Here is a 23784-nt window from a genome sequence, read left to right as displayed (position 1 = left end):
AGGAGTAGCACCGGCGCGAGCCGGTGCCGGGTACGAAGGAGGTGAGCGGCGACATGGCCGATCGTGACGAGCCGACCGGTGCTTTGGTCCGTCCATACGCCGTGACCCGCGGTCGTACCCGGCCCCGGCTCGACATCGCCTTGGAGGCGCTCGTCGAGACCACGGTGCGCGGTCGTGCCGTTGCCACTGGCAATGGTGGGCAAGGCCGTGAGCACCAGTACATCGCCGCGCTGTGTGACGGACGCGTGCAGTCGCTCGCCGAGATCGCGGCGCGGATGCAGCTTCCGCTCGGCGTGGCCCGGGTGCTCATCGCCGACATGGCGACGGACGGCCTGGTCGCGGTCCACGAGCCGACCATCCTGGACGACTCGGACGACGCGGTGGGCACTGAATTGCTGGAGAGGGTGCTGAGTGGACTTCGCAGGCTCTGACATGTCGCACCGTCCGCCGACCCCGAGCGGGCGCGTGACGTCGGCGAAGATCGTTATCGCCGGTGGATTCGGCGTCGGCAAGACGACGCTCGTCGGCTCGGTCTCGGAGATCACGCCGCTGACCACCGAGGCCATCATGACGTCCGCCGGTGTCGGCGTCGACGACACCCGGCAGGTGCCGGGTAAGACGACGACCACGGTGGCCATGGACTTCGGTCGTATCTCGATCGATCGTGACCTGATCCTGTACCTGTTCGGTACGCCGGGTCAGACCCGTTTCTGGTTCATGTGGGATGAACTGGTCCGGGGCGCGATCGGCGCGGTCGTGCTCGTCGACACCCGCCGCTTGGCGGACTGCTTCGCGGCGATCGACTTCTTCGAGCACCGGCGGCTGCCGTACCTGGTGGCCATCAACTGCTTCGACGGCATGCAGTACCACGATCCGCAGGACGTCCGGGAGGCGCTCGCGATCTCCAGCGACGTGCCGGTGGTGGCCTGTGACGCCCGGAACCGCGAGTCGACGAAGCACGTGCTGATCTCGCTGGTCGAGTACGTGCTCACGATGCGTCGTACCCGGGCCGTCGCTCCCGCCTGACGATCGGCTGTCGCGCCCGGTGTCGCCTTGGTCGACACCGGGCGCGCAATGCTGTTCGTAGCCCGGCTGGTCGCGGACACGCGTGCCCCGGCGGCACCGCTTCCGGCGAGGTACGGCCACCCCGATGACCGGCATCGCGGTCTCTGTCGGGTACGCAGGGCGCGCATTCTTTCACACCGACCCGGGTGCGGCGGTCTGCCGACCCGGGTCGGGCGTCTGGTCGTTGAGTGTGGCCGCGTGAGCGGGATGCGGCAGGGGTCAGGACCGGTAGCCGGCGGAGCGGTACTCGTACTCCCGGTCGTCGTCGCGCTCACCGGTGTCCCGAGTGAAGTCCCAGCCACCGGCGGACTCCCGGCCCGGTCGGCCACCGACCGCGAAACCGCCGATCTCCTGCCCGCGACGCCAGCCGCGGAAGTAGCCGGTGGTGTTCTCCGCCAGGCTGGCCGCGTCCCGGACGATGCGCAGCGGACGCTCCTCGCGCAGCGGTGAGCCGGGCACGAGGTTGGCCTGGGGCACCCGCTTGGGCAGCCCCGCCCCGGTCTCGGCACCGACGGCCGGCCGGGCGGCCTGTTCGGCGGCCTCCCACCCGGTGTCGGCCAGGCTGGACCACTCCAGGTCGGCGCTCTCGCCGTGCCCGACGAACCAGGCGGACCTGGCCTGGGCGAAGATCAGCAGGTCGCCGTCGCCCTCGTCGGGGACCGGTGGCGGCCGGTGCTCCACCGGCGGTTCCGCCCGGCGCACCTGCGGGGTGAGGTCCAGCCGCTCCACCGGCCGGTCGCCACGTGCCGGGGCACCCCGGTCGACCAGCCGCAGCGGCGGGTTCTCCTGGGCCGGCTCGGCGGAGTTGCGCAGGGCACGGTCGGCCAGCGGCGGCGGCTCGACCAGCCGCAGCACCGGCGGCTCCGGAGGCAGGTCGTCGGCGAGCCACGGCGGGGTCACCCGACGCTCGGCAGCAGGGTCGACGGGCGGCTCCGGAGCCTGGTGTCGGTTCCGGTCGTCGTAGGAGCCGACCACCGGGTTGAGCGGCGAGGTGTCCGCCGGGTTCTCCGGGTTGTTCACCAGCGGCCAGTTGGCCCGCGACCCCGGGGGAGCCGCCGGCTCCGGACCAGGCCGGGGCGTCGGCACCGGAACGCTGAGGTCGGTGGCGCTGAATCCACCGGTCGGCGGTTCGCCGGTGGTCTTCGGGCGGGGCGGGATGATCGTGCGCTGCCGCTCGGCCCGCGCGCTGGCGATCGCCGCGGTGGTGAGCGTCGGCCGGAACGGCTCGCCGGCCTCGGCGGGTGGGACCGTGCCGCGCTGCGAGGGCGCGATGGGGGTGATGCCGGGCGGCGGCGGTGGTGTCGAGATCGGACGGTTGGTGGGGCCGTCGATCCGGGACGGGGCGGGCTCGGTGTGCGTCGGTGGCGCGGAGACGGGCGGGCCCGCCATCGCGGCCGGGGCCATCGGCATGGGCGCGACGGGCGGCGGCGCGACCGGTGCCGGGGCCACGGGAGGCGGGCCGAGCGGACGGGGTGCCGCGGGGCCGTTGCCGGGCTGCGGCTCCGGCCGGCTTCGGCGGCCACCGCCGGCCGGCTCAGGGCCGGTGGGTCGGACCGGGCGGAGACCGGTGGTGGGAGCGGGTGCGACGGCGGTGGGTGCCAGCTCGCCCACGGGCTCGCCGCGCCGAGCAGCGGCCCGGCGGCCGGCGGTCGGCGCGGGGGCCCCGGTGCGGGCGTGCAGGGCACCGACCAGCGCCTCGCAGCCGGCGTCGCAGGCCCGGACCGAGGCGACGGCCTGCCGGATCGTCTCGGCTGCGGCGGAGGTGAGGGCCCGGTTGACCGTGGATCGACGCGGCGTCTCGGAGATCGCGACCCGCAGCGCGGTGACCGCCTCGTCGATCGCCTCCGCGTCGCCCGCGCCTTCCGCCGCGAGCTGGGCGGTGACGGCGTCGGCGGTGACCGCCGCGTCCCGACCGCGAGCCGCGGCGTCGGTCAGCATGCCCGGCTCGGGCAGGGCGTCCAACACCGCCAGCGGGATCGACTCGGCCGGATCCGGATAGGCGCGCAACGCGGCCGGGTAGAGCTCACGCAGCACCTCGCGCAGCGCGCCCGCGGCGGAGTGCCGGCCGGTGGCCAGTGCGGCGTGCGCCGCGAGCACCTGCTTGTAGCCGGCGAGGTCCCGGGGGGCCGGCAACGTCACCGCCGACAGGGCGCCCGCCTGGAGGGCGCGGGCCAGCCCGACGGCGCGTCGTACGGCCGGTGGCGCCTGCATCTCTTCCAGCGAGTCGTCGTCGGCGAACCGTTCGGCGAAATCGTCGACCGAGTCGTCGTCGGCGATCGCCAGCGGACGACCGGCGGCGCTGAGCAGTGAGGTGACGGTGTGGTCGTCGCTGTCGGCGGCTATCGCCGCACCGCTCGGCCCGCCTGAGCGCTCCACCAGCAGCATGACCAGCCGGGCGTAACCCGCCGGGTCGTCGCTCACCTCGCAGACATGCAGCAGACGGCCTGCGTCGTCGACCACAGCGGACGTCAGCGTCGAACCGGCCGAGACCGGTCGGCCGGCCGGATCCGCCGAGGCCAGACCGCAGTACACGCGCACGAGCGCCACGGCGTCGTCCTCCTCCCGGGACACAGGGAATTCTCTGCCAGAGACTGATGCTCCCTGGTGCGCGTCAGTCGCGCCAGTCCACGACCGCAGAGATCTTTCCGACAATGGTTCGCCAACCGAGACTTGCGGTTTGTGCCCCAATTTTCTTCAGCTTACGTCGACCGAAGAATCCGCCGATCCCGCCCTTGGCCGAGGCACGTAGGGCCTCGTCCAGGTCGTCGAGGCTGGAACCGCTGGACAGCATGTCGAGCACGGCGGGCAGGCGCAGCGCGTACGACAGATCGCGAGCGACTTCGCCGGCCTCGATGAGCAGCGTCGGATCCCAGGTGTCGTGCCCGCCCCGGAGGTTCTCCACCACCAGGTCGAGTTCGTACACGTCCTCGTCGAGCGGGGCGATGTCCGCCGGTTCCACCCGTTCGGACAATTCATTCCAGCTGTCCAGCTGAGACAGATCGTTGGGCGCACCGGAACGGACGAAGCTGACCAGGGATTCCGGGGTCTTGAACAGCAGCAGCCGTCCCCGGTGACTCAGGAAGACCGGCACTTCCTCGTCGCCGGCGTCGTCCTCAGCCTTCTCGTCGGCGTCCTCGTCGTCGGTGTCGTCGCCCTTCTTCGAAACGTTCTTGCCCGAGGCGTTCTTGCCCGAGTCCTCGTCCTTGTCCTGCTTTTCGTCCTCGTCGCTCTCGGCGAACTCACGGGCGACGTCCTCGTCGAGGATGACGACGTCCTCGTCGTCCTCCTCGTCGGTCTCGGCGACCTGCCGGCGGGCCAGGAACGGATCGTCGGCGTCCCGTTCCGCCACGTCGGTGGGGGTCAGCTCACGGGCCGGGCGGTAGGCCCGCAGGGTGAAGCCGGTGCCGGCGGGCAGAGCGACCTCGATCGGGTCGATCCGCAGCTCGTCCCAGAGTGCGCGGGACGCCTGGGCCGACGAGGTGTCCGCCTCCTCGGCGTCCGGCGACTCGTCGTCGGCCTCCCGCGTGGCGGGGTCCGTCTCGGCGACGGCCTCCGGCTCGGTGGCGTCCGGCTCGGCGGAGCCGGTGGTGTCATCGAGCTTGGGCTCGTCGGCGTCCGGCCGTTGAGGCGACTGGCGGGCCACGGTGACCTCCGTGTGCGTCGGGCTGCCCACTCACCGGCTCGATGCCGGTGAGTGACTCTGGGCACATACCCTAATGGGCTGCTCTGGGTAATCGGTGCCCGCACCCCGGTGGCGGCGTCGACAGCCTGACGAGTAGCGTTTCTACCTATGAACGCGCAGGCGCTGCACGGACACCTTGATGCCCTGCTGCTCGCCGTGCTGGAGCGGAGCGCCCTGCACGGCTACGCCATTATCGAGGCGTTGCGGGTACGCAGCGACGGGAGCCTCGACCTGCCCACCGGATCGGTCTACCCGGCGCTGCGCCGCCTGGAGCGGGCCGGGCACGTGGCGAGCGCCTGGAGCACCGTCAACGGGCGGGAGCGGCGCACCTACGAGCTGACCGACGCGGGCCGGCGGGCGCTAGCCGACCAGCGGTCGGGGTGGCGGGATTTCAGCGCGACGGTCGGGCGATTCCTCGACCCCGGCAGCACGCCGGCGACCTCCGGCTGAACCGACCCCTGACCCCGACCCCCGAGGCCGGGATCGGGTGAGAACTGCCACCACACGGGTCGGCCCCCGTGGCCGTCGTGCCGGAGTCACCCGTCAGCCAGCCGACGGGTCGCGCGCAGCCAGGTGTGGGCGGCCCGGACCAGCCAGACCTGCGCCGCACCGAGGGCGAGCATTCCGATGATCATCGGGGGCCAGGTGAGGGCTGCCTCCCACATCAGCAGCGACCACGCGAACAGTCCCACCCCGGCCAGCGTGCCCACCGCGGCAGCCCCGGTCAACGCGGTGCCCACCACACGGGCCAGCCGGGTGAGCACCGGGTGCGCCGACCGCGCGGTGGCCGCCACCAGCACCAGCCCCGCCAAGCCGAGCAGGAGCGCGCCCGCCCAGATCCAGTTCACCGACTGTGACAACAGTAGATAGCCGGCGGGCGGTCGCGGGCCGTGCTCGCTCCAGCTCGAACCGCGCCAGGTGAGATCGCCGGCAACCGAGGCGGCACCGGCGAAGGCGACGACCCGCAGCGACAGCCCGCGCAACGCGCCCACCGCCAGCTCCGCCTGGTACGCGGGCGCGAGCTGGTCCGGCGTACCGAAATCGGCGACCGCCTGCCGGCTGGCCTCCCGGCCCGGCAGCCCGCCGTCCCGGTACGCCTCGACGGCGTCCAGCAACCCGTGCCGCGCCTCGGTCAGCAGGTCGGTCCGGAGCCGGCGGGGCCCGTGCAACCGGCCGGCCAGTTGCCGCAGGTGCTCCTCGACCAACACGTCATCCCCGCCCGGCATGGCCCCACCTTGTCACGGCGGGCGGTGTCCCGGCGTCCGAGAAACCCCGGAGGTGGCCCCGGTCAGGGTCGGCCCTGGCCGGAGAGCGCGAGGTAGCCGTGCTCGGCGGCCTGTTGCAGCACCCACTGGTCGCGGTACCAGCCGTCGGCGGCGACCAGGTCCGCGTGCCGGCCCCGCTGGACGACCCGGCCGGCGTCCAACACCACGATCTCGTCGAGCCCGCCGAGGCCGCTGAGCCGGTGGGTGATCAGCAGTACCGAATGTCCGGCGGGGGTGGCGGCGAGGGCCGAGGCGAGCACCTCGTCGGCGGCGACCGGGTCGAGGCCCTCGGTCGGCTCGTCCAGCACCAGCACCCCCGGCGTGGCGAGCAGCGCACGGGCCAGCGCGAGCCGCTGCCGCTGGCCACCGGAGAGTTGGGCGCCCTCCTCGCCGACCACGGTGTCCCAGCCGTCCGGCTGGGACCGTACCCAGTCCACCAGCCCGGCCGCCGTGGTGGCGGCGACCAGCGCCGTCTCGTCGGCGTCGGGGCGGCCCAGGAGCAGGTTGTCCCGGACGGTGGCGTGGAAGACGTACGCCTCGGCGAGCAATCCACCTACGGCCCGGGGCAACTCCTCGGGCGGGTGCCCGGACACGTCCCGGCCGTCCAGCGTGACCCGGCCGGTGTCCGGGCGTACCGCGCCGGTCAGGACGGCGGCCAGGGTGCTCTTGCCCGCGCCGCTGGGGCCGACGACCGCGATCCGGCGGCCGGGCGGCAGGTCGAGGCTGAACCCGTCGAGTGCGGCGGGTGCCCCGGCCCGGTAACGGACGGTCACCTTCTCGAATCGCACCTCGACCGCGCCGGCCGCCGGGCCGGCTCCGCCCGCTACCACACCGGATCCCGCTGCGGCCGGGCGGGCCGCGTCACCCGGTTCGGCGTCGGGACCGGCAGTGGAGATGGGCGTCACGAGTTGGGCGACGCGCGCCAGGCCGGAGCGCAGCCCGGTCCATTGCCGTGCGGCACCGACCAGCGCGAGGGCGATCTCCACCGCGGCGAGGGTGCCGACCGCCAACACGCCGACCAGCACCCCGTCCACGTCGGCCCGGAGCGCGACGACCACCACGGCACCGGTGGTGAGCCCGGCCACCAGCACCCCGAGGGCGTCGACGGCGAAGCCGAGCGCGGCGAGCCGCCGCTCCAGCCGGGCCAGCCGCCGCGCCCGCCGCCCGGCCGTGTCCAACGCCTCGGCGGTGGCACCGAAGGCGGCCAGGTCGGCCGCGCCGTGGGTCAGGTCGACCGCGTCGGCGGCGAGCGCACCGCGCAGCGGCGCCATCTCGGCGCCGGCCCGCCGGGTCAGCGCGGTGGCCAGGGCCGGCAGGCCCACCCCGGCGACCAGCAGGCCGGCGGCGAGGGCCAGCGCGGCCGGCGGCGAGACCAGCGCGGTCAGCCCGACGGCCAGCAGGCCCACCGTCCCGGCCGCCGCGCCCGGCACGAGCACCCGCAGCAGCAGGTCCTGCACGGCCTCCACGTCGGAGACCAGCCGGCTCAACGCGTCCCCGGTACGCGGCGGCGCACCCCGCCGGGCGGCCAGGGTGCCGAAGACCCGGGCTCGGACGTCGGTGACGAGCCGGAGCACCGCGTCGTGCCCGGCGAGCCGTTCGGTGTAGCGCAGCACGCCCCGGCTGACCGCGAGCGCGCGTACGGCGACGATCGCCACGGTCAGCCGGTCCAGTGGCGGTTGGCCGGCGGCGGCCATCAGCAGCCAGGTCGCGGTGGCCATCAGGGCGAGGGCGGCGAACTCGGTGGCCGCCGCGAGCAGTCCCGCGCCGACCAGCCGGCGCAGGTACGGTCGGGCCAGCCGGAGTACGGTCACCTCGGGCGCGCGGCCGAGGCGGCCGGTCGTGGCGGCCCGGGTGGCGCTCATCGGGCCTCACCGGCCGTTTCCGGGGTCAGTTCGGTGACCCGGCCGTCCTCGACCCGCAGGATGCGGTCGGCGTCCTCCAGCAGCGCGGGCCGGTGTGCGACCAGCAGCGCGGTCCGCCCGGCCACCAGCCGGCGGGTGGCCGACAGCACCGTCGCCTCGGCGGCGGCGTCCAGTCGGGCGGTCGGCTCGTCGAGCAGCACCACGGGCGCGTCTCGCAGGAACGCCCGGGCCAACGCCACCCGCTGCCGCTGACCGCTGGACAGGCCGTGCCCGCGCTCGCCGAGCGGGGTGTCCAGCCCGTCGGGCAGTGCGGCGACCACGTCGTCGAGGGCCGCGTCGCGGACCGCTGCGGCCACCGCCTCCGCTGCGGCGTCGGGACTGCCGAGCCGGACGTTGTCGACCAGGGACGCGGCGAACAGGTGGGCCCGCTGCGGCACCCAGGCCACCTGCCGGCGCCAGCCGTCGGCGTCGGCGTCGGCCAGGTCGATCCCGCCGGCGGTGACCCGGCCGGAGGTCGGCGCGACGAAGCCGAGCAGCAGGCCGAGCAGGGTGCTCTTGCCGGCACCGCTCGGGCCGATGATCGCGATTCGTTCGCCGGGCCGGACGGTCAGCGACACGTCCCGCAGCGCGGTGGTGCGCTCGTACGTGACGGTCACCGCCTCGAACCGGATCTCGCCCCGCCCGTCGGGCAGCGCACCGGCGCGGTGCGCCGGCGTCGGCGCGGAGCCGGAGAGGGTGAGCGCCTCGTCCAGCGCGGTCAGCCCCTCCATGCTCGCGTGGAACCGGCTGCCGGCGGCCCGCAGCGGCAGGTACGCCTCCGGGGTGAGCAGCAGCACCAGCAGCGCGGTCTGGAGCACCAGCCCGCCGTCGAGCAGGCGGAGGCCGACCGGCACCGCGACCAGCGCCACCGACAGGGTGGCCACCAGTTCCAGCACCAGGGCGGAGAGGAAGGCGATGCGTAGGGTCTGCATGGTGGCGACCCGGTGACCGTCGGCCATCCGTCGGACCGCGTCGGTCTGCGCCCGGGCCCGACCGAACGCCCGCAGCGTGGGCAGCCCGGCCACCATGTCCAGGAAGTGCCCGCCGAGCCGGGACAGTCGCCGCCACTGCCGCTCGGTGGCGGCCTGGGCCTGCCAGCCGAGCAGCGCCCCGAAGATCGGGATGAGCGGCAGGGTCAACGCGATGATCACCGCCGAACTCCAGTCGGCGAAGAGCACCCGGCCGAGCACCGCCACCGGCACGGTGACGCTCAGCACGAGCTGGGGGAGGTACCCGGTGAAATAGGCGTCGAGCGCGTCCAGCCCACGACCGGCCAGGGTGGCCAACTGCCCGGCCCGCTGGCCGGCGACCCAGCCTGGCCCGTGCCGGGCGACCGCGCCCAGCAGGTCGGCCCGTAGGGCCGCCTTCACCGTGGCCGCCGCCCGCGCCGAGACAGCGCCCTGTGCCCACACCACCAGTGCGCGGGCCGCGACGGCGGCCACCAGACCGGCCAGCGCGACGCGGTCCAGCCGCCCGGTGAACGCGGTTGCCAGCAGCGCCGCCAGGGCGGTGGCCTGCGCCACGACCAGCCCGGCGGCGAGCACACCGAGCAGCGCGAGCAGGGTGAGGTCACGTCGGGCTGCGGGGACCCGGCGTAGTAGTCGCGGGTCGAAGGGGCGTCGGTTCACCAGTACACCGGTGCCCTACCGTCTGTCCGTCCTCGGAAAATCCACCAGCACATCGCCTGAAAGCCTAGTAGGGCCGGAACGAGCGGCAGCGCCAGCCAGCCCAGCAGACGCAGAGTCGGCGCGCTGGCCGCCGCGTCGGCCAGCGTCAGTGACAGTTCCGGCGCCACCGTGGACACCAGCACGTAGGGCCAGAGGGTCGCCCCGACCAGCAGCACAGGTGCCGCCAGCGCGGTGGCGGTCGCGGCGAAGGCCACCCCGGGCCGCCGTCGGCGGAGCGCCGCCCATGCCCCCAGCAGGGCCATCACCAGCACGATCGCCAACAGTACGCCGATCGCGGGGCGCTGCGCGGCGGCGCGTACCCGGTCGGAGAGCAGGCCGACGACGCTGGCCGTGCCGACCGCGCTGATCGCGGCGACCACGAGCCGCCGGGCCAACGGCCGGAGCCGGTCGCCCTCGGCGGCCGGCAGGCGCAGCGTGAGGAAGGTCGCACCATGCGCCGCGACCAGCGCCACCATGGCCAACCCGGTGGCGGCGGCGAACGGGGTGAACAGGTGCGTCACCCCGGCCACGTGCCCGTCGGCATGCAGCGGTACGCCCTGGAGCAGCCCGGCGAGGACCACGCCCCAGCCGAGCGCGGCGAGCAGGCTGCCGACCACGATCACCCGGTCCCAGCCGGCGCGGGTCCACGTGGCCTGCGGGCGGCTGCGCAGTTGCGCCCCGGCGGTCACCAGGATCACGCCGGCCAGCGCGGCGACGACGGCCGGGTAGCTGCCGGCCAGCAGCTCGCCCTCCAGCACCGGGAACGCGCCGAACAGGATGCCGGCGGCGGCCACCAGCCACACCTCGTTGCCGAGGAAGAACAGCCCGACCGCGTTGAGGGCGGCCCGGCGGTGGGCCTGGTCGGTGCCCCGGGCGAGCAGCAGGCCGACGCCGTAGTCGTAGCCACCGAGCACCAGGTAGCCGGTGAAGAAGAGGCCGAGCAGGGCGTACCAGGCGAGTTCCATGACTGCTCCTCAGGCGAAGGCGGGCTCGGGGCGGTTGTCGTCGTCGGCCGAGGGCTGGGCCGGTGCACGGCCGAGGGCGGGGTCGGCGGCGCCCCGGGCGGCGTGCCGGGCCATCAGCACCCAGTTCGTGACGGCGAGGGTGCCGAGCAGCAGGGTGAAGAAGAGCAACGAGGCACCCATCAACCAGGGACTGATCGGTGAGACGGCCGGGTCCACCCGCAGCAGCCCGTACGCGACCCAGGGCTGGCGGCCGACCTCGCGGGAGATCCAGCCGAGTATCAACGCCACGAAGGGCAGCGGCAGCAGGAGCAGGAGCAGCCAGAGCGGGAACCGGAGCCGGATGATCCAGTCCCGCCAGAGCAGGGGCACCAGCAGCCAGAGCAGACCGAGGGCGAAACCGATGAGGATCATGAAGCCGAGGCCGACGTCGGCCAGTACGGGCGGCAGGTAGTCGCCCGGGCCGAAGCGGGCGGTCCACTCGGCGACCAGCGCCTCGGCCTGCGGGGTGTCGCTGCCGAGCTTGGTCGGCTGGACGGCGGAGACCGGCCCGAACTGGGCGAAGCCGAACCCCTGCACGAAGGTGATCGCGACGGCGGCGGTGACCACCCCGATCCGCAGGGAGGTGCGGAACAGAGCGTGGTCGGGGGTGCGCCGGATCAGGTGCCAGGAGCTGACCGCGGCCACCAGAAGGCCGAGGCGTACGCGGTGAGCGCGACGCCGTACAGCAGGGCGAGGTGGACACCCCGACGCAGCCGGTGCCAGCCGAAGATCCACATTCCGAGGAAGGTCGACTCCAGGAAGAAGGCGACCAGGGTCTCGATGGCCAACGGGGCGCCGAAGACGTTGCCGACGTAGCGCGACAGGCCGCTCCAGTTCGGCCCCAACTGGAACTCCATCACGATGCCGGTGGCGATGCCGAGCACGTAGTTGATCACGTAGAGCTGGCCCCAGAACCGGGTCAGTCGCGCGTAGCGCGGGTTGCCGGTGACCAGCCATGCGGTCTGTAGCCCGACGAGCAGCGTGACCAGGCCGAGGGTGACGGCCACGAAGAGGAAGTGGATCGAGGCGGTGGCTGCGAACTGCAGACGGGGGAGGAGCAGGGTGTCCATGGCCGGCTCTCCTGTGGCGGCGGTCGATGCAGATAGGGAGCCTACGCGTAGGAAAGCTACTTATGGGGCCGTGCGAACCTTCAGCCGGCACGATCAGGGTTGGTTCAGGGTGCGGTGATCAGGGCAGCTCAGGGTCAGCTCAGGAACAGTGAGACGGGCAGGGCGGCCACGGTCGTGGCCACGGACAGCGCGGCGGCACCGATCAGCCGGGCCGGGCGCTCCGCAACCAGCAGCCGCTGCACCCGTACGTCCAGGTCCCGGTCGCCGAGCCCGAGAGTTCCGGCCGGCGTGATGCGGTTGCCGGCGGCGGCGAACCGCCGCAGCGCACCGGCCAGCGGGGCCTCCGCATGCAGCTCGCGAGCCTTGTCGTCGGCGCGCATCTCGACCAGCAGCGACACCCGCGCGTGCGCCTCGTGCACCCAGCGCAGCCAGGGCAATGCCTGGCACAACGCGGTGAACGGCAGCAGCACCAGGTCGTGCCGCTCCTCGGCGTGCGCCCGCTCGTGCGTCAGCACCGCCGCCAACTCGGCCCGGTCGAGCAGGCTCAACGTGCCGGCGCTGACCACCACCCGGGGCTTCACCCCCGGCAGGCAGTACGCCGCCGCGCTCGGGTGGTCCAGCACCAGCGCCCCGGGCACCGTGGGGTCCCGCCGGGCCACCAGCGCGAGCAGGTCCCGGTGCCGACGCTGGGCGCGGACCGTGCCGTGGATGCTGCGTACCGTCGTGGTCAACAGCACCGCGCCGATGCCGAGACCGACGCCGACCAGCCCGAGGTGCACCGCGCCGACGCCCACCGGGAGCGTGCTGTGCCGCAGGTCGTTCGCGAGCGCGAGCAGTGCGCTGCCGGTGCCCCGGTCGTACGCGGCCAGCCCGATCGCGATCGGCAGGCCCATCGCGGACAGACCGGCCGCCAGACCGACCGCCTGCCAGCACAGGATCGCGACCCGGGGGGTACGCCAGGTCCAGGTGGAGCGGGCGAGTACCTGCGCGATCAGCCAGCAGGCCAGCATCGCGGCGGCGAAGTGCACGCTCTGCGCCACGTCGTAGACCCTACCGCTCCGCGGTCTCGCCGGCCCGACCTGGCCGGGTCGCCCGGTCCGGCGCGGGCGCCTCGACCTGATCGGTCAACGCCGCGCCGTCACCCGGCCCGTCCGGCGCGTTCGACCCGAGCCCCGCCTCGGCGGTGAGCGCGGCCCGCAGGACGTCCGCCTCGGTACCCGTCACCGACCGGGCGAACCGGACCAGCGCCGCGTCGCGGCTGCCACCCAGGTCCAGGGCATCGAGCATGATCTGGGCGATGTACGCCTCGCGGCTGGCCGCAGCCCGGTAGCGCCAGGCCCGCCCCTCCCGCTCGCGCTGCACCATGCCCTTGCCGGCGAGCCGGTCCAGCACCGTCATCACCGTCGTGTAGGCCAACTCGCGCCCGGCCAGCGCGTCGGCGACCTCGCGCACCGTCACCCCGCCGGACGTGGCGGGAACGGTGTCCCACAGCACGTCCATCACCGCACGCTCAAGATCCCCCAGCCGAGTCACCCGTAAATCCTACCCCCCGTAGTAGACCCCCCGCCCCCGCACCACCCCCCGGAAACCCCACAGCGAGGAGGATTCAAGCCCCCTTCGGATGCCACACAGTCTTCGTCTCCAGCAACGCCGTCATCCGCCCGAGCCCCGGATCCGCCGACCAGTCGTGATCCGCCGGCACCGGTCGGAGCACCCGCTTGAGGTTCTCCGCGGCTTTGATCTCCAGGTCGACCGCCAGGTCGGGGTCAATGACCCCGGTCAGGTCGATCGCGTTGACGTCCATGTGCGCGGCCAGCGTGGGCACGGTCTCCGGCAGCCGGCCGGTGAGGATGTTGACGACGCCGCCGGGCAGGTCGGAGGTGGCGAGTACCTCGGCGAGGGTGACGGCGGCCAGCGGTGCCGCCGGGGAGGCGGCCACCACCACGGTGTTACCGGTGACGATCGCCGGGGCGATCACGCTGACCAGGCCCAGCAGCGCCGGCGCTTCGGGAGCCACCACCGCCACCACACCCGTCGGCTCGGGTGCGGAGAGGTTGAAGTAGGGCCCGGCGACCGGGTTCGCGCCGCCGTACACCTGTGGCAGCTTGTCGGACCAGCCCGCGTACCAGACCCAGCGGTCGGTGGCGGCGTCGACCTCGTCGGCGGGTACGCCGAGACCGATGAACTGGTCGCGGCGGCCCTCCAGCATCTCGGCGACGCGGTAGAGGATCTGACCCCGGTTGTACGCGGTCGCCCCGGCCCAGCCCTTGACGGCGGCGCGGGCGGCGACCACGGCGTCCCGGGCGTCCTTGCGGGAGGCCAGCGACACGTTGGAGTCCTGCACGAGATACGACCGTCCCGACTCGCTACGCGGGAACTTCCCGCCGATGAAGAGCTTGTACGTCTTGCGTACCGCGACCCGCTCAGACATTGAGGTACGCCTCCAGCCCGTGCCGGCCGCCCTCGCGGCCGTAGCCCGACTCCTTGTAGCCGCCGAACGGCGAGGTCGGGTCGAACCTGTTGAACGTGTTGGCCCAGACGACTCCGGCGCGCAGCCGGTCGGCCATCCACAGGATGCGGGAACCCTTGTCGGTCCAGATTCCGGCGCTGAGCCCGTACGGCGTGTTGTTGGCCTTCTCCACGGCCTCGGCCGGGGTGCGGAAGGTCAGCACGGACAGCACCGGGCCGAAGATCTCCTCGCGGGCGATCCGGTGTGCCTGGGTGACGCCGGTGAAGATGGTCGGCGTGAACCAGAAGCCACGGTCCGGGAGTTCGCACGGCGGCGACCAGCGCTGCGCGCCCTCGGCGGCGCCGGCCTCGGTCAGCTCGTGGATGCGGGCGAGCTGGGCGGCGGAGTTGATGGCGCCGATGTCGGTGTTCTTGTCCAGCGGGTCGCCGACGCGCAGCAGTGCCATCCGGCGCTTGAGCGATTCCAGCACCTGCTCGGCGACGGACTCCTGGACCAGCAGCCGGGAACCGGCGCAGCAGACGTGCCCCTGGTTGAAGAAGATGCCGTTGACGATGCCCTCGACCGCCTGGTCGACGGGGGCGTCGTCGAAGACGATGTTGGCGGCCTTGCCGCCGAGTTCCAGGGTGAGCTTCTTGCGGCTGCCGGCGACGGCGCGGGCGATGGCCCGGCCGACGTCGGTGGAGCCGGTGAACGCGACCTTGTCGACGCCGGCGTGTTCGACCAGGGCCCGACCCGTCTCACCGGCACCGGTGACGATGTTGACCACGCCCGCCGGCAGGTCGGCCTGCTGGCAGATCTCGGCGAACAGCAGTGCGGTCAGCGGGGTGGTCTCGGCGGGCTTGAGGACCACCGTGTTGCCGGCGGCGAGGGCCGGGGCGATCTTCCAGGCCAGCATCAGCAGCGGGAAGTTCCACGGGATGACCTGCGCGGCAACGCCGAGAGGCTGCGGGTTCGCGCCGAACCCGGCGTGCTCCAGCTTGTCGGCCCAGCCGGCGTAGTAGAAGAAGTGTGCGGCGACCAGCGGCAGGTCGACGTCGCGCGACTCCTTGATCGGCTTGCCGTTGTCCAGCGACTCCAGTACGGCCAGCTCACGCGAGCGTTCCTGGATGATGCGGGCGATCCGGAACAGGTACTTGGCCCGGTCCCGGCCGGGCATCGGACCCCAGACCTTTTCGGACGCCTTCCGGGCGGCGCGGACCGCACGGTCCACGTCCTGGCTGCCGCCGTCGGCGATCTCGGCGAGCACCTCCTCCGAGGAGGGGCTGATCGACTTGAAGCTGCCGCCGTCGGCCGGGTCGACGAAGGCGCCGTCGATGAACAGCCCGTACGAGCCCTTGATGTCCACCACCGAGCGCGACTCGGGGGCGGGTGCGTATTCGAACATCGCGTTCAGTCCAGGGTGAAGTAGTCGGGGCCGGCGTAGACACCGGTCGTCAGCTTGGTGCGCTGCATGAGCAGGTCGTTGAGGAGGCTGGACGCGCCGAAGCGGAACCAGTCCGGGCCCAGCCAGTCCGGCCCGACGGTCTCGTTGACCATGACCAGGTACTTGACGGCGTCCTTGGTGGTCTTGATGCCGCCGGCCGGCTTCACGCCGACCTGTCGGCCGGTGGCGGCGCGGAAGTCGCGGACCGCCTCCAGCATGACCAGCGTCACCGGCAGGGTGGCCGCGACCGGGACCTTGCCGGTGGAGGTCTTGATGAAGTCGCCGCCGGCCAGCATCGCCAGCCAGGAGGCACGGCGTACGTTGTCGTAGGTGGCCAGCTCGCCGGTCTCCAGGATCACCTTGAGGTGGGCGTCCCCGCAAGCTTCCTTGGTCGCTACGATTTCGTCGTACACCTCGGCGTAGCGACCGGCCAGGAACGCGCCCCGGTTGATCACCATGTCGATCTCGTCGGCACCGGCCTCGACGGCGGCCCGGGTGTCGGCGAGCTTGATCTCCAGTGGCGCCTGACCGGACGGGAACGCGGTCGCCACGCTGGCCAGGTGCACGCCGGATCCGCGCAGCACCTCGGCCACGTACGGAACCATCGCGGGGTAGACGCAGACCGCGCCGACGTGCGGGCAGGACGGGTCCGCCGGGTCGGGGCGCAGCGCCTTGGCGGCGAGCGCGCGTACCTTGCCGGGGGTGTCCGCGCCTTCCAGCGTGGTGAGATCGACCATTCGGATCGCGAGGTCGATCGCCTGCGCCTTGGCGGTGGTCTTGATGGAGCGGGTGCCGAGTTGGGCTGCCCGCTGCTCCGCGCCGACCTGGTCCACGCCTGGTAGGCCGTGCAGGAAGGTCCGCAGAGCGGTCTCGGATCGTCCCAGCTCGGAGAGGTCCGACCGGGCCGACGTCGTCGTTGCCGTCATGCGCCGAAGTCTACGCAGCCTGTCGTGCGTGATTCTGATCATGGCAGCGGGTGGAGCGTCCCGGGTGAGCGATGTCCCTGCTCGGGGCCGGGGTCCGTGCGTCGGGGTCCGGGGCGGGTAGGTTGAGCGATCGTGGACGTACTCGTCATTGACCATCCGCTCGCCCAGTCCCGGCTGACCGCCATGCGGGACGAACGGACCGACTCCGCCTCGTTCCGGGCGGCGCTGCACGAACTCACCACCATGCTGGTGTACGAGGCCGCGCGCTCCTTCCCGATCGAGCGGTACCCGGTGCGGACCCCGGTGACCGGCACCGAGGGCACGCGGCTGGCCAACCCGCCGCTGCTGGTGCCGGTGCTGCGGGCCGGGCTCGGCATGGCCGACGCCGCGCTGGGACTGCTGCCGGAGTCGTCGATGGGCTTCGTCGGGCTGGCCCGCGACGAGGAGACCTTCGAGCCGCGCGCCTACATGGAGTCGCTGCCCCGCGACCTGAGCGGCCTGCCGGTGCTGGTCCTGGACCCGATGCTGGCCACCGGCGGCTCGTTGGAGCACTGCTGCCGGCTGCTGGCCGAGCGCGGCTGCACCGACATCACGGTGCTCTGCGTACTCGCCGCACCGGCCGGCATCGCCCGGCTGGAGCGGTCCGGCCTGCCGCTGCGTCTGGTCACCGCGTCGATCGACGAGGGCCTCAACGACAGCATGTTCATCGTGCCGGGTCTCGGCGACGCCGGGGACCGCCAGTTCGGCGGCATGCCCCGGTTCTGATCCGTCCGTCGTCGTCCCACGCTCGTCGTGGCGGGTTTGTCCTGCGGGCGCTGGCGTCGAGCGGCTACCGTCTCGGGCCATGACTGGTGTTCCACTCGCCGAGGAACTGCTCCTGCTCGCGCACGACGACGAGTCCGGCAAGGCGACCATGCCCCGGATCAGCCTCGACCTGGGCATGGCCGCCGCAGTGTTGATCGAGCTGGCCCTGGCGGGCCGGATCGCGTACGCCGAGGGTGCCCTGACGGTGGTCGACGCGACACCGACGGGCGAGCCGGTCACCGACGACATCCTGGCCCGGATCGCGGCGGACACGCCGCACAGCCCGTCCTCCTGGGTGCAGCGGCTCCGGCACGGCCTGCGCGACAAGGTCCTCGGTGACCTGTGCGCGCACGGGGTGGTCCGGGACGTCGACGAGACGGAGCTGGGCTTCATCCACGTGCACCGCTATCCGGTGCTGGACCCCTCGGTGGAGGCGGAGACCCGCCAACGGCTCGTCGCCGCGCTCACCGGCGACGCTCCCGACGAGCGGACCGCCGCCCTGGCGACACTGGTCGCCGTGCTCCGGATGGAATCGGCGCTGGGAGTGACCGGCGAGGCTGCCACCGAGGCCCGCCGCCGGTTGGAGGCGATCGCCAGCGGTGCGGGCTTCTCCGGTGAGGTGAGCCTGGAAAGCTCCGTGGTCCGCCCCTCGGTCGGCCTGGTGGTCGCCGCCCTCGGCCGCGCCGTCCAGGCCGCCCTCGGCCCCCGCCGCTGACCTGCCCGTCCCCGCCCTCCCTGGCTCCCGTCCTCCCCTGCCCGCCGCCCTCGCCCCGCTCCGCCGTTGTCCTGCGCGTCGGTCATGGAGTTGTGGTCGCTGTTTCGTGTTGATGCGTCCACATTTGCGACCGCCACAACTCCATGTTCGGCGCCGGGCGGCCCGGTGCCCGGCGCGGGTCCCGGGGGTGGGCGGGGGTGTGAGGGGTGAGGGTCAGTGGGGCAGGCGGGTGGTGCGGACGGCGGTGACGAAGGCGGACCAGGCGGTGGGCGTCACGGTGAGGGCCGGGCCGGTCGGGTCCTTGCTGTCGCGGATGCCGACGACGCCGGGCAGGTTGTCGGCGACCTCGACGCAGTCGCCGCCGTTGGTGCCGCTGCGGGTGCTGGTGCGCCACTGTGCGCCGGTCAGGTCACTCGCTCGGTGTTCGTGCTCGGATGTTAGGAGGGGACCCCTGCTATGCACGAGGCGTTTATAAGGTGCCCTTCCTTACATCCCTAAAGCCCGAGCAACCTCCAGCCGCAACTCTCCGACGGCACCCTCCGCGCGGGTCCGGGCCGCCGCGACGTCACCGTCGGCGACCTGTTCCACCACCTCCAGGTACGCCTTGAGCTTCGGCTCGGTGCCGGAGGGGCGGATCACGACCCGGGCCGCCCCGGTACGCAGGATCACCACGTCCGCCTCGGGAAGCAGGTCCTGTGCCTCGGTGACCGGCGCACCGAGCAGCGTGATCGGGGTGGCCGCCCGGATCCGGGCCATCGCGTCGGCGATCAGCCGCAGGTCGTCGACGCGTACCGAGAGCTGATCGGTGTGGTGGACGCCGAACTCGGTGGCCAGTTCGTCCAGCCGGTCGGTGAGCGTACGGCCCTGGGCCCTGAGGTCGGCGGCCAACTCGGCCACGGTCAGCGCGGCGGTGATGCCGTCCTTGTCGCGTACGTGGTCGGGGGCGACGCAGTAGCCGAGCGCCTCCTCGTAGCCGAACACCAGCGGCGCGGAGCCGTCCCCGGCCCGCACGATCCACTTGAACCCGGTCAGCGTCTCGCCGTAGGGCAGGTTCCGGGCGGCGCACATCGCCCGCAGCAGCGACGACGAGACGATGGTGGTGGCATACAGGCCGGTCACGCCACGCCGCATCAGGTGGTCGGCGAGCAGCACCCCCACCTCGTCCCCCCGCAGCATCCGCCAGCCCGAACCGCCCGCACAACGGACCGCTACGGCGCAGCGGTCGGCGTCGGGGTCGTTGGCGATGGCGAGGTCCGCGCCGGTGGTGTCGGCGAGCGCGACCAGCAGGTCCATCGCGCCCGGCTCCTCCGGGTTGGGGAAGCTCACCGTCGGGAATTCGGCGTCCGGTTCGGCCTGCTCCGGCACCACGCCGGGGGTCGGGAAACCGGCGGAGGCGAAGGCGGCGGTGAGGACCGTCGCGCCGACGCCGTGCAGCGGGGTGTACGCCACCGTCAGGTCCCGGGGGCCGCCGGGCGGCGCCACCTGCACCGCCCGCGCCACGTACGCGGCCACCAGGTCGTCACCGAGCACCTGGCCGGCGGGACCGAGGGGCACCCGGGTCAGAAGGCCGACCGCCCGGATGGCGGCCTCGATGCCGGTGTCGGCCGGCGGCACGATCTGCGCCCCGGCGCCGGAGTCGCCGCCCAGTTCGGCACCGAGATAGACCTTGTAGCCGTTGTCCTGTGGCGGGTTGTGGCTCGCCGTGACCATCACCCCGGCGACCGCGCCCAGTCGCCGTACCGCGTAGGCGAGCACGGGGGTGGGCAGCGGGCGGGGGAGCAGCAGGGCCGGACGTCCCGCCCCGGTGGCCACCCGGGCGGTCTGCTCGGCGAACGCCCGGGAGCCGCGCCGGGCGTCGTACCCGATCACCAGCGGGCCGGTGCCGCCCTCGGCGGCGAGCCAGGCGACCAGCCCGGCGGCGGCCTGGGTGACCACGGCGAGGTTCATGCCGTTGGGGCCGGCGCGCAGCGGGCCGCGCAGCCCGGCGGTGCCGAAGGTCAGCGGCCCGGCGAAGCGGTCGGCCAGCTCGGCGGCGCTGTCCGGCAGTCGGTCGAGCACCGCCCGCAGTTCCGCCTGGTCGGCCGGGTCGGGGTCGTCGGCGAGCCAGCGCTGAGCCTGCTCGCGGATGGTGTCGATGTCAGTGGTCTCCGCCGCCATTGCCTCTTGATAGCACGGCGGCGGACCACCGCGTACGTCTGCTCGCTCTCAGCCGGCGGAGGTGAGCTGGAACGACTTGACCATCTCGTCGTAGATCGGCTTGCTCTCGTCGAACCGCGCGTCGCTGACGGTCAGGTAGAAGGAGTAGATCCGGCCCTCGTGGGCCACCCCGTGCCAGACGCCGTGCCGCCTGGCCTCGCCGTCGCCGCAGGTGTACTCGAACTCGGCCGACACCTTGCCGGCCAGTTCCTTGTCCGCCATCGAGATCTGGGTGTACGGCTTGGCGCAGGAGTTCGACCGGGTCTTGAGGTTGTTCTCCGCGCTCTGCGCCCAGCGGGTCGAGCTGCCGGCCCACCGCTCGTTGAGGATGCGGACCCGACGACCGCTGTCGTCCGGGTCGGTGTAGTCGATGTAGACGGCTCCGGCGGGAGCGGTCCGCTTCCAGCCCTTCGGCACCAGCATCTGCACGCCGCGCGCCGAGTGCTCCTGCATCTCGACCAGGTCCCCCTCGTCCGAGGAGTTGCCTGGCGCGGCGACCGGGTCGGTGACGGGCGGGTCGCCGCCGCCGGAGAGCGCCACCGCGCCGATCAGCAGGACCAGCACCAGGCCGCCGGCCGCCGCGAGCTGGACCTTGCGGGGCCAGCCCTTCACGGTCTCGACCGCGCGGGCGCCCGCGACCTTGGCCTTGTCGAGCGGGCTGCCGCCACCATCGGCGGGCGATGGTGGCGGTGCGCCGTACGGCTGGCGGGGCGCGGCGGGCCAACGGCCGCCGTAGTCGCCGCCGAGCTGCTGGGTGGCCTCCGGCCGGGCACCGAACCCGTACGCCCCGGCGCCGATGTGCTGCGTCGCGTCCGCGCCGATGTGCTGCGTCGCGTCCGCGCCGATGTGCTGCGTCGCGTCCGCGCCGATGTGCTGGGTGGCGTCGGCTCCGATCCGCTGGGTGGCGTCCGCGCCGCCGATGCGCTGGGTGGCGTCCGCGCCGCCGATGCGCTGGGTGGCCTCGGCCCCGCCGCCGTAGGTGCGACCGGCGGACGAGGCGGCGTTCTGCTGGCCCGGGCGGGCCAGCGCGTCGGCGCTGGTGTCCTCCATCGCGTCGGCGCTGGCGGTGGCGGCCTTGCCGGGGCGCTCGCCCCGGCGCAGCGCGGCCAGTCGGTCGGTCAGCGACTCACCGGGGGCGAGCATCGCCCGGCCGCCGATCTCACTGGCGGACGTGGACTTCTTCGCCGGGGCGGCCGGCGCGGTGATCGGTGCGGGCTGCTGCGGCACCGGCACCACGGAGTACGGGTCGGTCATCGAGTTGACCGCGGCGGCGGTGCTGCTCAGTGGCCCGGCGAGCAGTTCGCGCAGCATGGCGCGGGCGGTGTGCACGTCGAGCCGGCGGGCCGGGTCCTTCTCCAGCAGGCCCATCAGCACCCGGGTCAGCGGGCCGCTGCGCTGCGGCGGGGCCGGTGGGTCCTCGACCACCGCGTGCATGGTCTCGATGGGGTCGCCCCGGTCGAAGGGCGGCCGGCCCTCCACGGCGGTGTAGAGCGTCACACCGAGGGAGAACAGGTCGCTGGGCGGGCCGAACTCCTGCCCCATGGCCCGCTCGGGCGAGATGAAGTGCGGCGAGCCCAACACCATCCCCGGCGTGGTGAGCTGCACGTCGGTGGGCATCCGGGCGACACCGAAGTCGGTCAGCACGCAGCGCCCGTCGGAGCAGATCAGCACGTTGGCCGGCTTGACGTCGCGGTGCAGCACCCCGATGGCGTGGGCCACCTCCAGCGCGCCGAGCAGCGCGATGCCGATCTTGGCGACCACCCGCTGGGCGATCGGCCCGTCCTCGATCACCATGTCGGCGAGGCTGCGGGCGTCCAGCAGCTCCATCACGATCCACGGGCGCCCGGCCTCGGTGACCACGTCGTACACCTGGACCACCGCCGGGTGGGCGATGGCGGCTGCCGCGCGGGCCTCGCGCAGTGTGCGTTCGTACATCGCGTCGCGGTCGCTGGGTGCCAGGCCGGGCGGCAGGACGACCTCCTTGACCGCCACGTCGCGCCGCAGAAGTGTGTCTGTGGCCCGCCAGACCGTGCCCATGCCACCGTTGCCCACCGTCGAGCGCAACGAGTACCGGTCACCGATGACGGTGCCGGGTGTCGCGCGGCCGTTGGTGGGGGTGCTGACTGGTCCGCCGCTCCACGTCGGGATCTGAGTCACAGAAAAGCCACCGGGGGAAGTCGAGGGGGCTGGGACACAACCTCCCTATCTTGCTGGTTCAGACGCCCGATGCGAAACCCGGCGCGGCGGACGTTTACCGTGCGGAACGGTACGTGTGCGAGCCCTCACTTCCGGTGGCGTGGCCGGACGGGGTCGGGTTTGCGCTATCCCTCACCCTGTGACCAGCCCATTCGTCCTACCATCCGGTATGAGCGAACGGCGGCGGTCAAGCGAGTCCGGCTACCCGATCGAGGGCGTCTACACCGCGGCGCACCTGCCGGGTGAGCTGGACTCCCGGCTGGGCGCTCCGGGCGAGTATCCGTACACCCGTGGGGTCTATCCCACCATGTACACCTCCCGCCCGTGGACCATGCGCCAGTACGCCGGCTTCGGCACCGCCACCGAGTCCAACGCGCGGTACCACCAGTTGTTGCGCGCCGGCACGATGGGTCTCTCCGTCGCCTTCGACCTGCCCACCCAGATGGGCTACGACTCCGACGACCCGATCGCGCACGGCGAGGTCGGCAAGGTCGGGGTGGCCATCGACACACATGGCCGAGGCGTGGACGACTTCGCGCCCCGGCTGTCGTTCTTCTTCGTCGCCCGCACCACGCTGCTGGAGGAGGTCGCGAAGTTCCGCGCGGCCCGGCGGATCTGGGCCCGCCTGATGCGCGACGAGTTCGGGGCGAAGAACCCGAAGTCGATGATGCTGCGCTTCCACACCCAGACGGCGGGCGTGCAGCTGACCGCCCAGCAGCCCGAGGTCAACCTGGTCCGGGTCGCCGTGCAGGGACTGGGCGCGGTGCTCGGCGGCACCCAGTCGCTGCACACCAACAGCTTCGACGAGGCGATCGCGCTGCCCACCGAGAAGGCGGCCCGGCTGGCGCTGCGTACCCAGCAGGTGCTCGCGTACGAGACGGACCTGACCGCCACGGTGGACCCGTTCGCCGGCTCGTACGTGGTGGAGGCGATGACCGCCGAGATCGAGGCGGCGGCGGACGCGCTGATGGGCCGGGTCTTCGAGTACGGGTCGTCGGTGGACGCCATCGAGGCGGGCTTCCAGAAGCGCGAGATCGAGCAGTCCGCGTACCAGATCGCGCGGGAGATCGACTCGGGCGAGCGGGTGGTGGTCGGGCTCAACCGGTTCACCATCGACGCCGAGGAGCCGTACGAGCCGCTGCGGGTCGACCCGGCGATCGAGGCGGCGCAGGGCGAGCGGCTGGCCAAGTTGCGTGCCGGGCGGGACGACGCGGTCGTTCAGCGGGCCCTGGCCGAGCTGCGGGAGGCCGCCTCGGGCACCAGCAACGTGCTGTACCCGATGAAGGCCGCCCTGCGCGAGCGGGCCACCGTCGGCGAGGTGTGCGGCGCGCTGCGCGAGGTGTGGGGCGTGTACCGCCCGACCGACCGGTTCTGAGCCGTTCGCCACTCTCACGGTCGCT

General features: G+C 73.2%; 22 protein-coding genes. 6 read left to right on the top strand and 16 right to left on the bottom strand.

From position 1 onward, the window contains the following. The first annotated feature begins 53 nt into the window (after nt 1-53). A complete protein-coding gene (locus ID554_RS08830; RefSeq protein ID WP_091416218.1) occupies nt 54-431 on the top strand; it encodes a DUF742 domain-containing protein in 378 nt (125 codons plus the stop codon). Between the two features lies 1 nt (nt 432). Beyond that, nucleotides 433-1026, top strand: coding sequence for a GTP-binding protein (locus ID554_RS08825; RefSeq protein ID WP_117228677.1), 594 nt, complete (start codon nt 433-435; stop codon nt 1024-1026). Between the two features lie 258 nt (nt 1027-1284). Here ID554_RS08825 and ID554_RS08820 read toward each other — a convergent pair whose 3' ends face one another. Both ID554_RS08820 and ID554_RS08815 read right to left on the bottom strand, forming a co-directional pair. Next, complete coding sequence (locus tag ID554_RS08820; RefSeq protein WP_117228678.1) at nt 1285-3636, bottom strand: transposase; 2352 nt, start codon at nt 3634-3636, stop codon at nt 1285-1287. Nucleotides 3637-3676: 40 nt separating this feature from the next. Continuing rightward, nucleotides 3677-4738, bottom strand: coding sequence for a DNA primase (locus tag ID554_RS08815; protein WP_117228679.1), 1062 nt, complete (start codon nt 4736-4738; stop codon nt 3677-3679). 117 nt (nt 4739-4855) lie between these two features. On the opposite strand from ID554_RS08815, the gene ID554_RS08810 reads away from it, so the two are divergent. Then, nucleotides 4856-5197: a PadR family transcriptional regulator gene (locus ID554_RS08810; RefSeq protein WP_117228680.1), complete on the top strand. Its 342-nt coding sequence runs from the start codon at nt 4856-4858 to the stop codon at nt 5195-5197. Between the two features lie 86 nt (nt 5198-5283). Here the strand turns inward: ID554_RS08810 and ID554_RS08805 are convergent, their stop codons facing one another. The 11 genes from ID554_RS08805 to deoC all read right to left on the bottom strand — a co-directional run bounded on the left by ID554_RS08805 (nt 5284) and on the right by deoC (nt 16473). Then, nucleotides 5284-5973, bottom strand: a complete 690-nt coding sequence (locus tag ID554_RS08805; protein ID WP_117228681.1) for a permease prefix domain 1-containing protein — start codon at nt 5971-5973, stop codon at nt 5284-5286. Between the two features lie 62 nt (nt 5974-6035). Continuing rightward, a complete protein-coding gene (gene cydC, locus ID554_RS08800; protein WP_117228682.1) occupies nt 6036-7874 on the bottom strand; it encodes a thiol reductant ABC exporter subunit CydC in 1839 nt (612 codons plus the stop codon). Then, nucleotides 7871-9541, bottom strand: a complete 1671-nt coding sequence (gene cydD / locus ID554_RS08795; RefSeq protein WP_117228683.1) for a thiol reductant ABC exporter subunit CydD — start codon at nt 9539-9541, stop codon at nt 7871-7873. The genes cydC and cydD overlap by 4 nt, the downstream gene beginning before the upstream one ends. Then, complete coding sequence (locus ID554_RS08790) at nt 9538-10545, bottom strand: cytochrome d ubiquinol oxidase subunit II (protein WP_117228684.1); 1008 nt, start codon at nt 10543-10545, stop codon at nt 9538-9540. Before ID554_RS08790 ends, cydD begins: the two co-directional genes overlap by 4 nt. 9 nt (nt 10546-10554) lie before the next feature. Further along, entirely contained in the window at nt 10555-11229 is a 675-nt protein-coding gene (locus tag ID554_RS33000; protein ID WP_223884497.1) for a cytochrome ubiquinol oxidase subunit I, read from the bottom strand. Further along, nucleotides 11202-11654, bottom strand: a complete 453-nt coding sequence (locus ID554_RS32995; protein ID WP_223884496.1) for a cytochrome ubiquinol oxidase subunit I — start codon at nt 11652-11654, stop codon at nt 11202-11204. Before ID554_RS32995 ends, ID554_RS33000 begins: the two co-directional genes overlap by 28 nt. A 134-nt stretch (nt 11655-11788) precedes the next feature. Further along, entirely contained in the window at nt 11789-12664 is an 876-nt protein-coding gene (locus ID554_RS08780; protein WP_396888542.1) for a M56 family metallopeptidase, read from the bottom strand. A gap of 40 nt (nt 12665-12704) precedes the next feature. Then, a complete protein-coding gene (locus ID554_RS08775; RefSeq protein ID WP_117228686.1) occupies nt 12705-13187 on the bottom strand; it encodes a BlaI/MecI/CopY family transcriptional regulator in 483 nt (160 codons plus the stop codon). A 73-nt stretch (nt 13188-13260) separates the two neighbouring features. Then, a complete protein-coding gene (locus tag ID554_RS08770; protein WP_117228687.1) occupies nt 13261-14085 on the bottom strand; it encodes an aldehyde dehydrogenase family protein in 825 nt (274 codons plus the stop codon). After that, complete coding sequence (locus ID554_RS08765; protein WP_117228688.1) at nt 14078-15508, bottom strand: aldehyde dehydrogenase family protein; 1431 nt, start codon at nt 15506-15508, stop codon at nt 14078-14080. The genes ID554_RS08770 and ID554_RS08765 overlap by 8 nt, the downstream gene beginning before the upstream one ends. A gap of 5 nt (nt 15509-15513) precedes the next feature. Beyond that, on the bottom strand, nt 15514-16473 hold the full coding sequence (deoC, locus tag ID554_RS08760) for a deoxyribose-phosphate aldolase (protein ID WP_117228689.1): 960 nt from the start codon (nt 16471-16473) through the stop codon (nt 15514-15516). 132 nt (nt 16474-16605) lie between these two features. Here deoC and upp point away from each other — a divergent pair, with 132 nt between their 5' ends. Together upp and ID554_RS08750 are read left to right on the top strand one after the other, a co-directional pair. Further along, nucleotides 16606-17238: a uracil phosphoribosyltransferase gene (gene upp, locus ID554_RS08755; RefSeq protein ID WP_117228690.1), complete on the top strand. Its 633-nt coding sequence runs from the start codon at nt 16606-16608 to the stop codon at nt 17236-17238. A 79-nt stretch (nt 17239-17317) separates the two neighbouring features. Then, nucleotides 17318-17992 carry a GOLPH3/VPS74 family protein gene (locus tag ID554_RS08750; RefSeq protein ID WP_117228691.1) on the top strand — a complete coding sequence of 225 codons (675 nt, stop codon included), beginning with the start codon at nt 17318-17320 and terminating at the stop codon, nt 17990-17992. Between the two features lie 213 nt (nt 17993-18205). Here ID554_RS08750 and ID554_RS08745 read toward each other — a convergent pair whose 3' ends face one another. From ID554_RS08745 to ID554_RS08735, 3 genes are read right to left on the bottom strand one after another with little or no spacing between them, the layout of a single operon-like run. After that, entirely contained in the window at nt 18206-18454 is a 249-nt protein-coding gene (locus ID554_RS08745; protein ID WP_117228692.1) for a DUF397 domain-containing protein, read from the bottom strand. A 24-nt stretch (nt 18455-18478) separates the two neighbouring features. Continuing rightward, entirely contained in the window at nt 18479-20149 is a 1671-nt protein-coding gene (locus ID554_RS08740; RefSeq protein ID WP_117228693.1) for a phospho-sugar mutase, read from the bottom strand. A 48-nt stretch (nt 20150-20197) separates the two neighbouring features. Continuing rightward, complete coding sequence (locus tag ID554_RS08735; protein WP_117228694.1) at nt 20198-22345, bottom strand: serine/threonine-protein kinase; 2148 nt, start codon at nt 22343-22345, stop codon at nt 20198-20200. 208 nt (nt 22346-22553) lie between these two features. On the opposite strand from ID554_RS08735, the gene ID554_RS08730 reads away from it, so the two are divergent. After that, entirely contained in the window at nt 22554-23759 is a 1206-nt protein-coding gene (locus ID554_RS08730) for a methylmalonyl-CoA mutase family protein (RefSeq protein WP_117228695.1), read from the top strand. Nucleotides 23760-23784 lie beyond the last annotated feature (25 nt).

Origin of the sequence: Micromonospora craniellae (assembly GCF_014764405.1) — a bacterium.
Lineage (GTDB): Bacteria > Actinomycetota > Actinomycetes > Mycobacteriales > Micromonosporaceae > Micromonospora > Micromonospora craniellae.
This window is presented reverse-complemented; position numbering and strand designations above follow the sequence as displayed.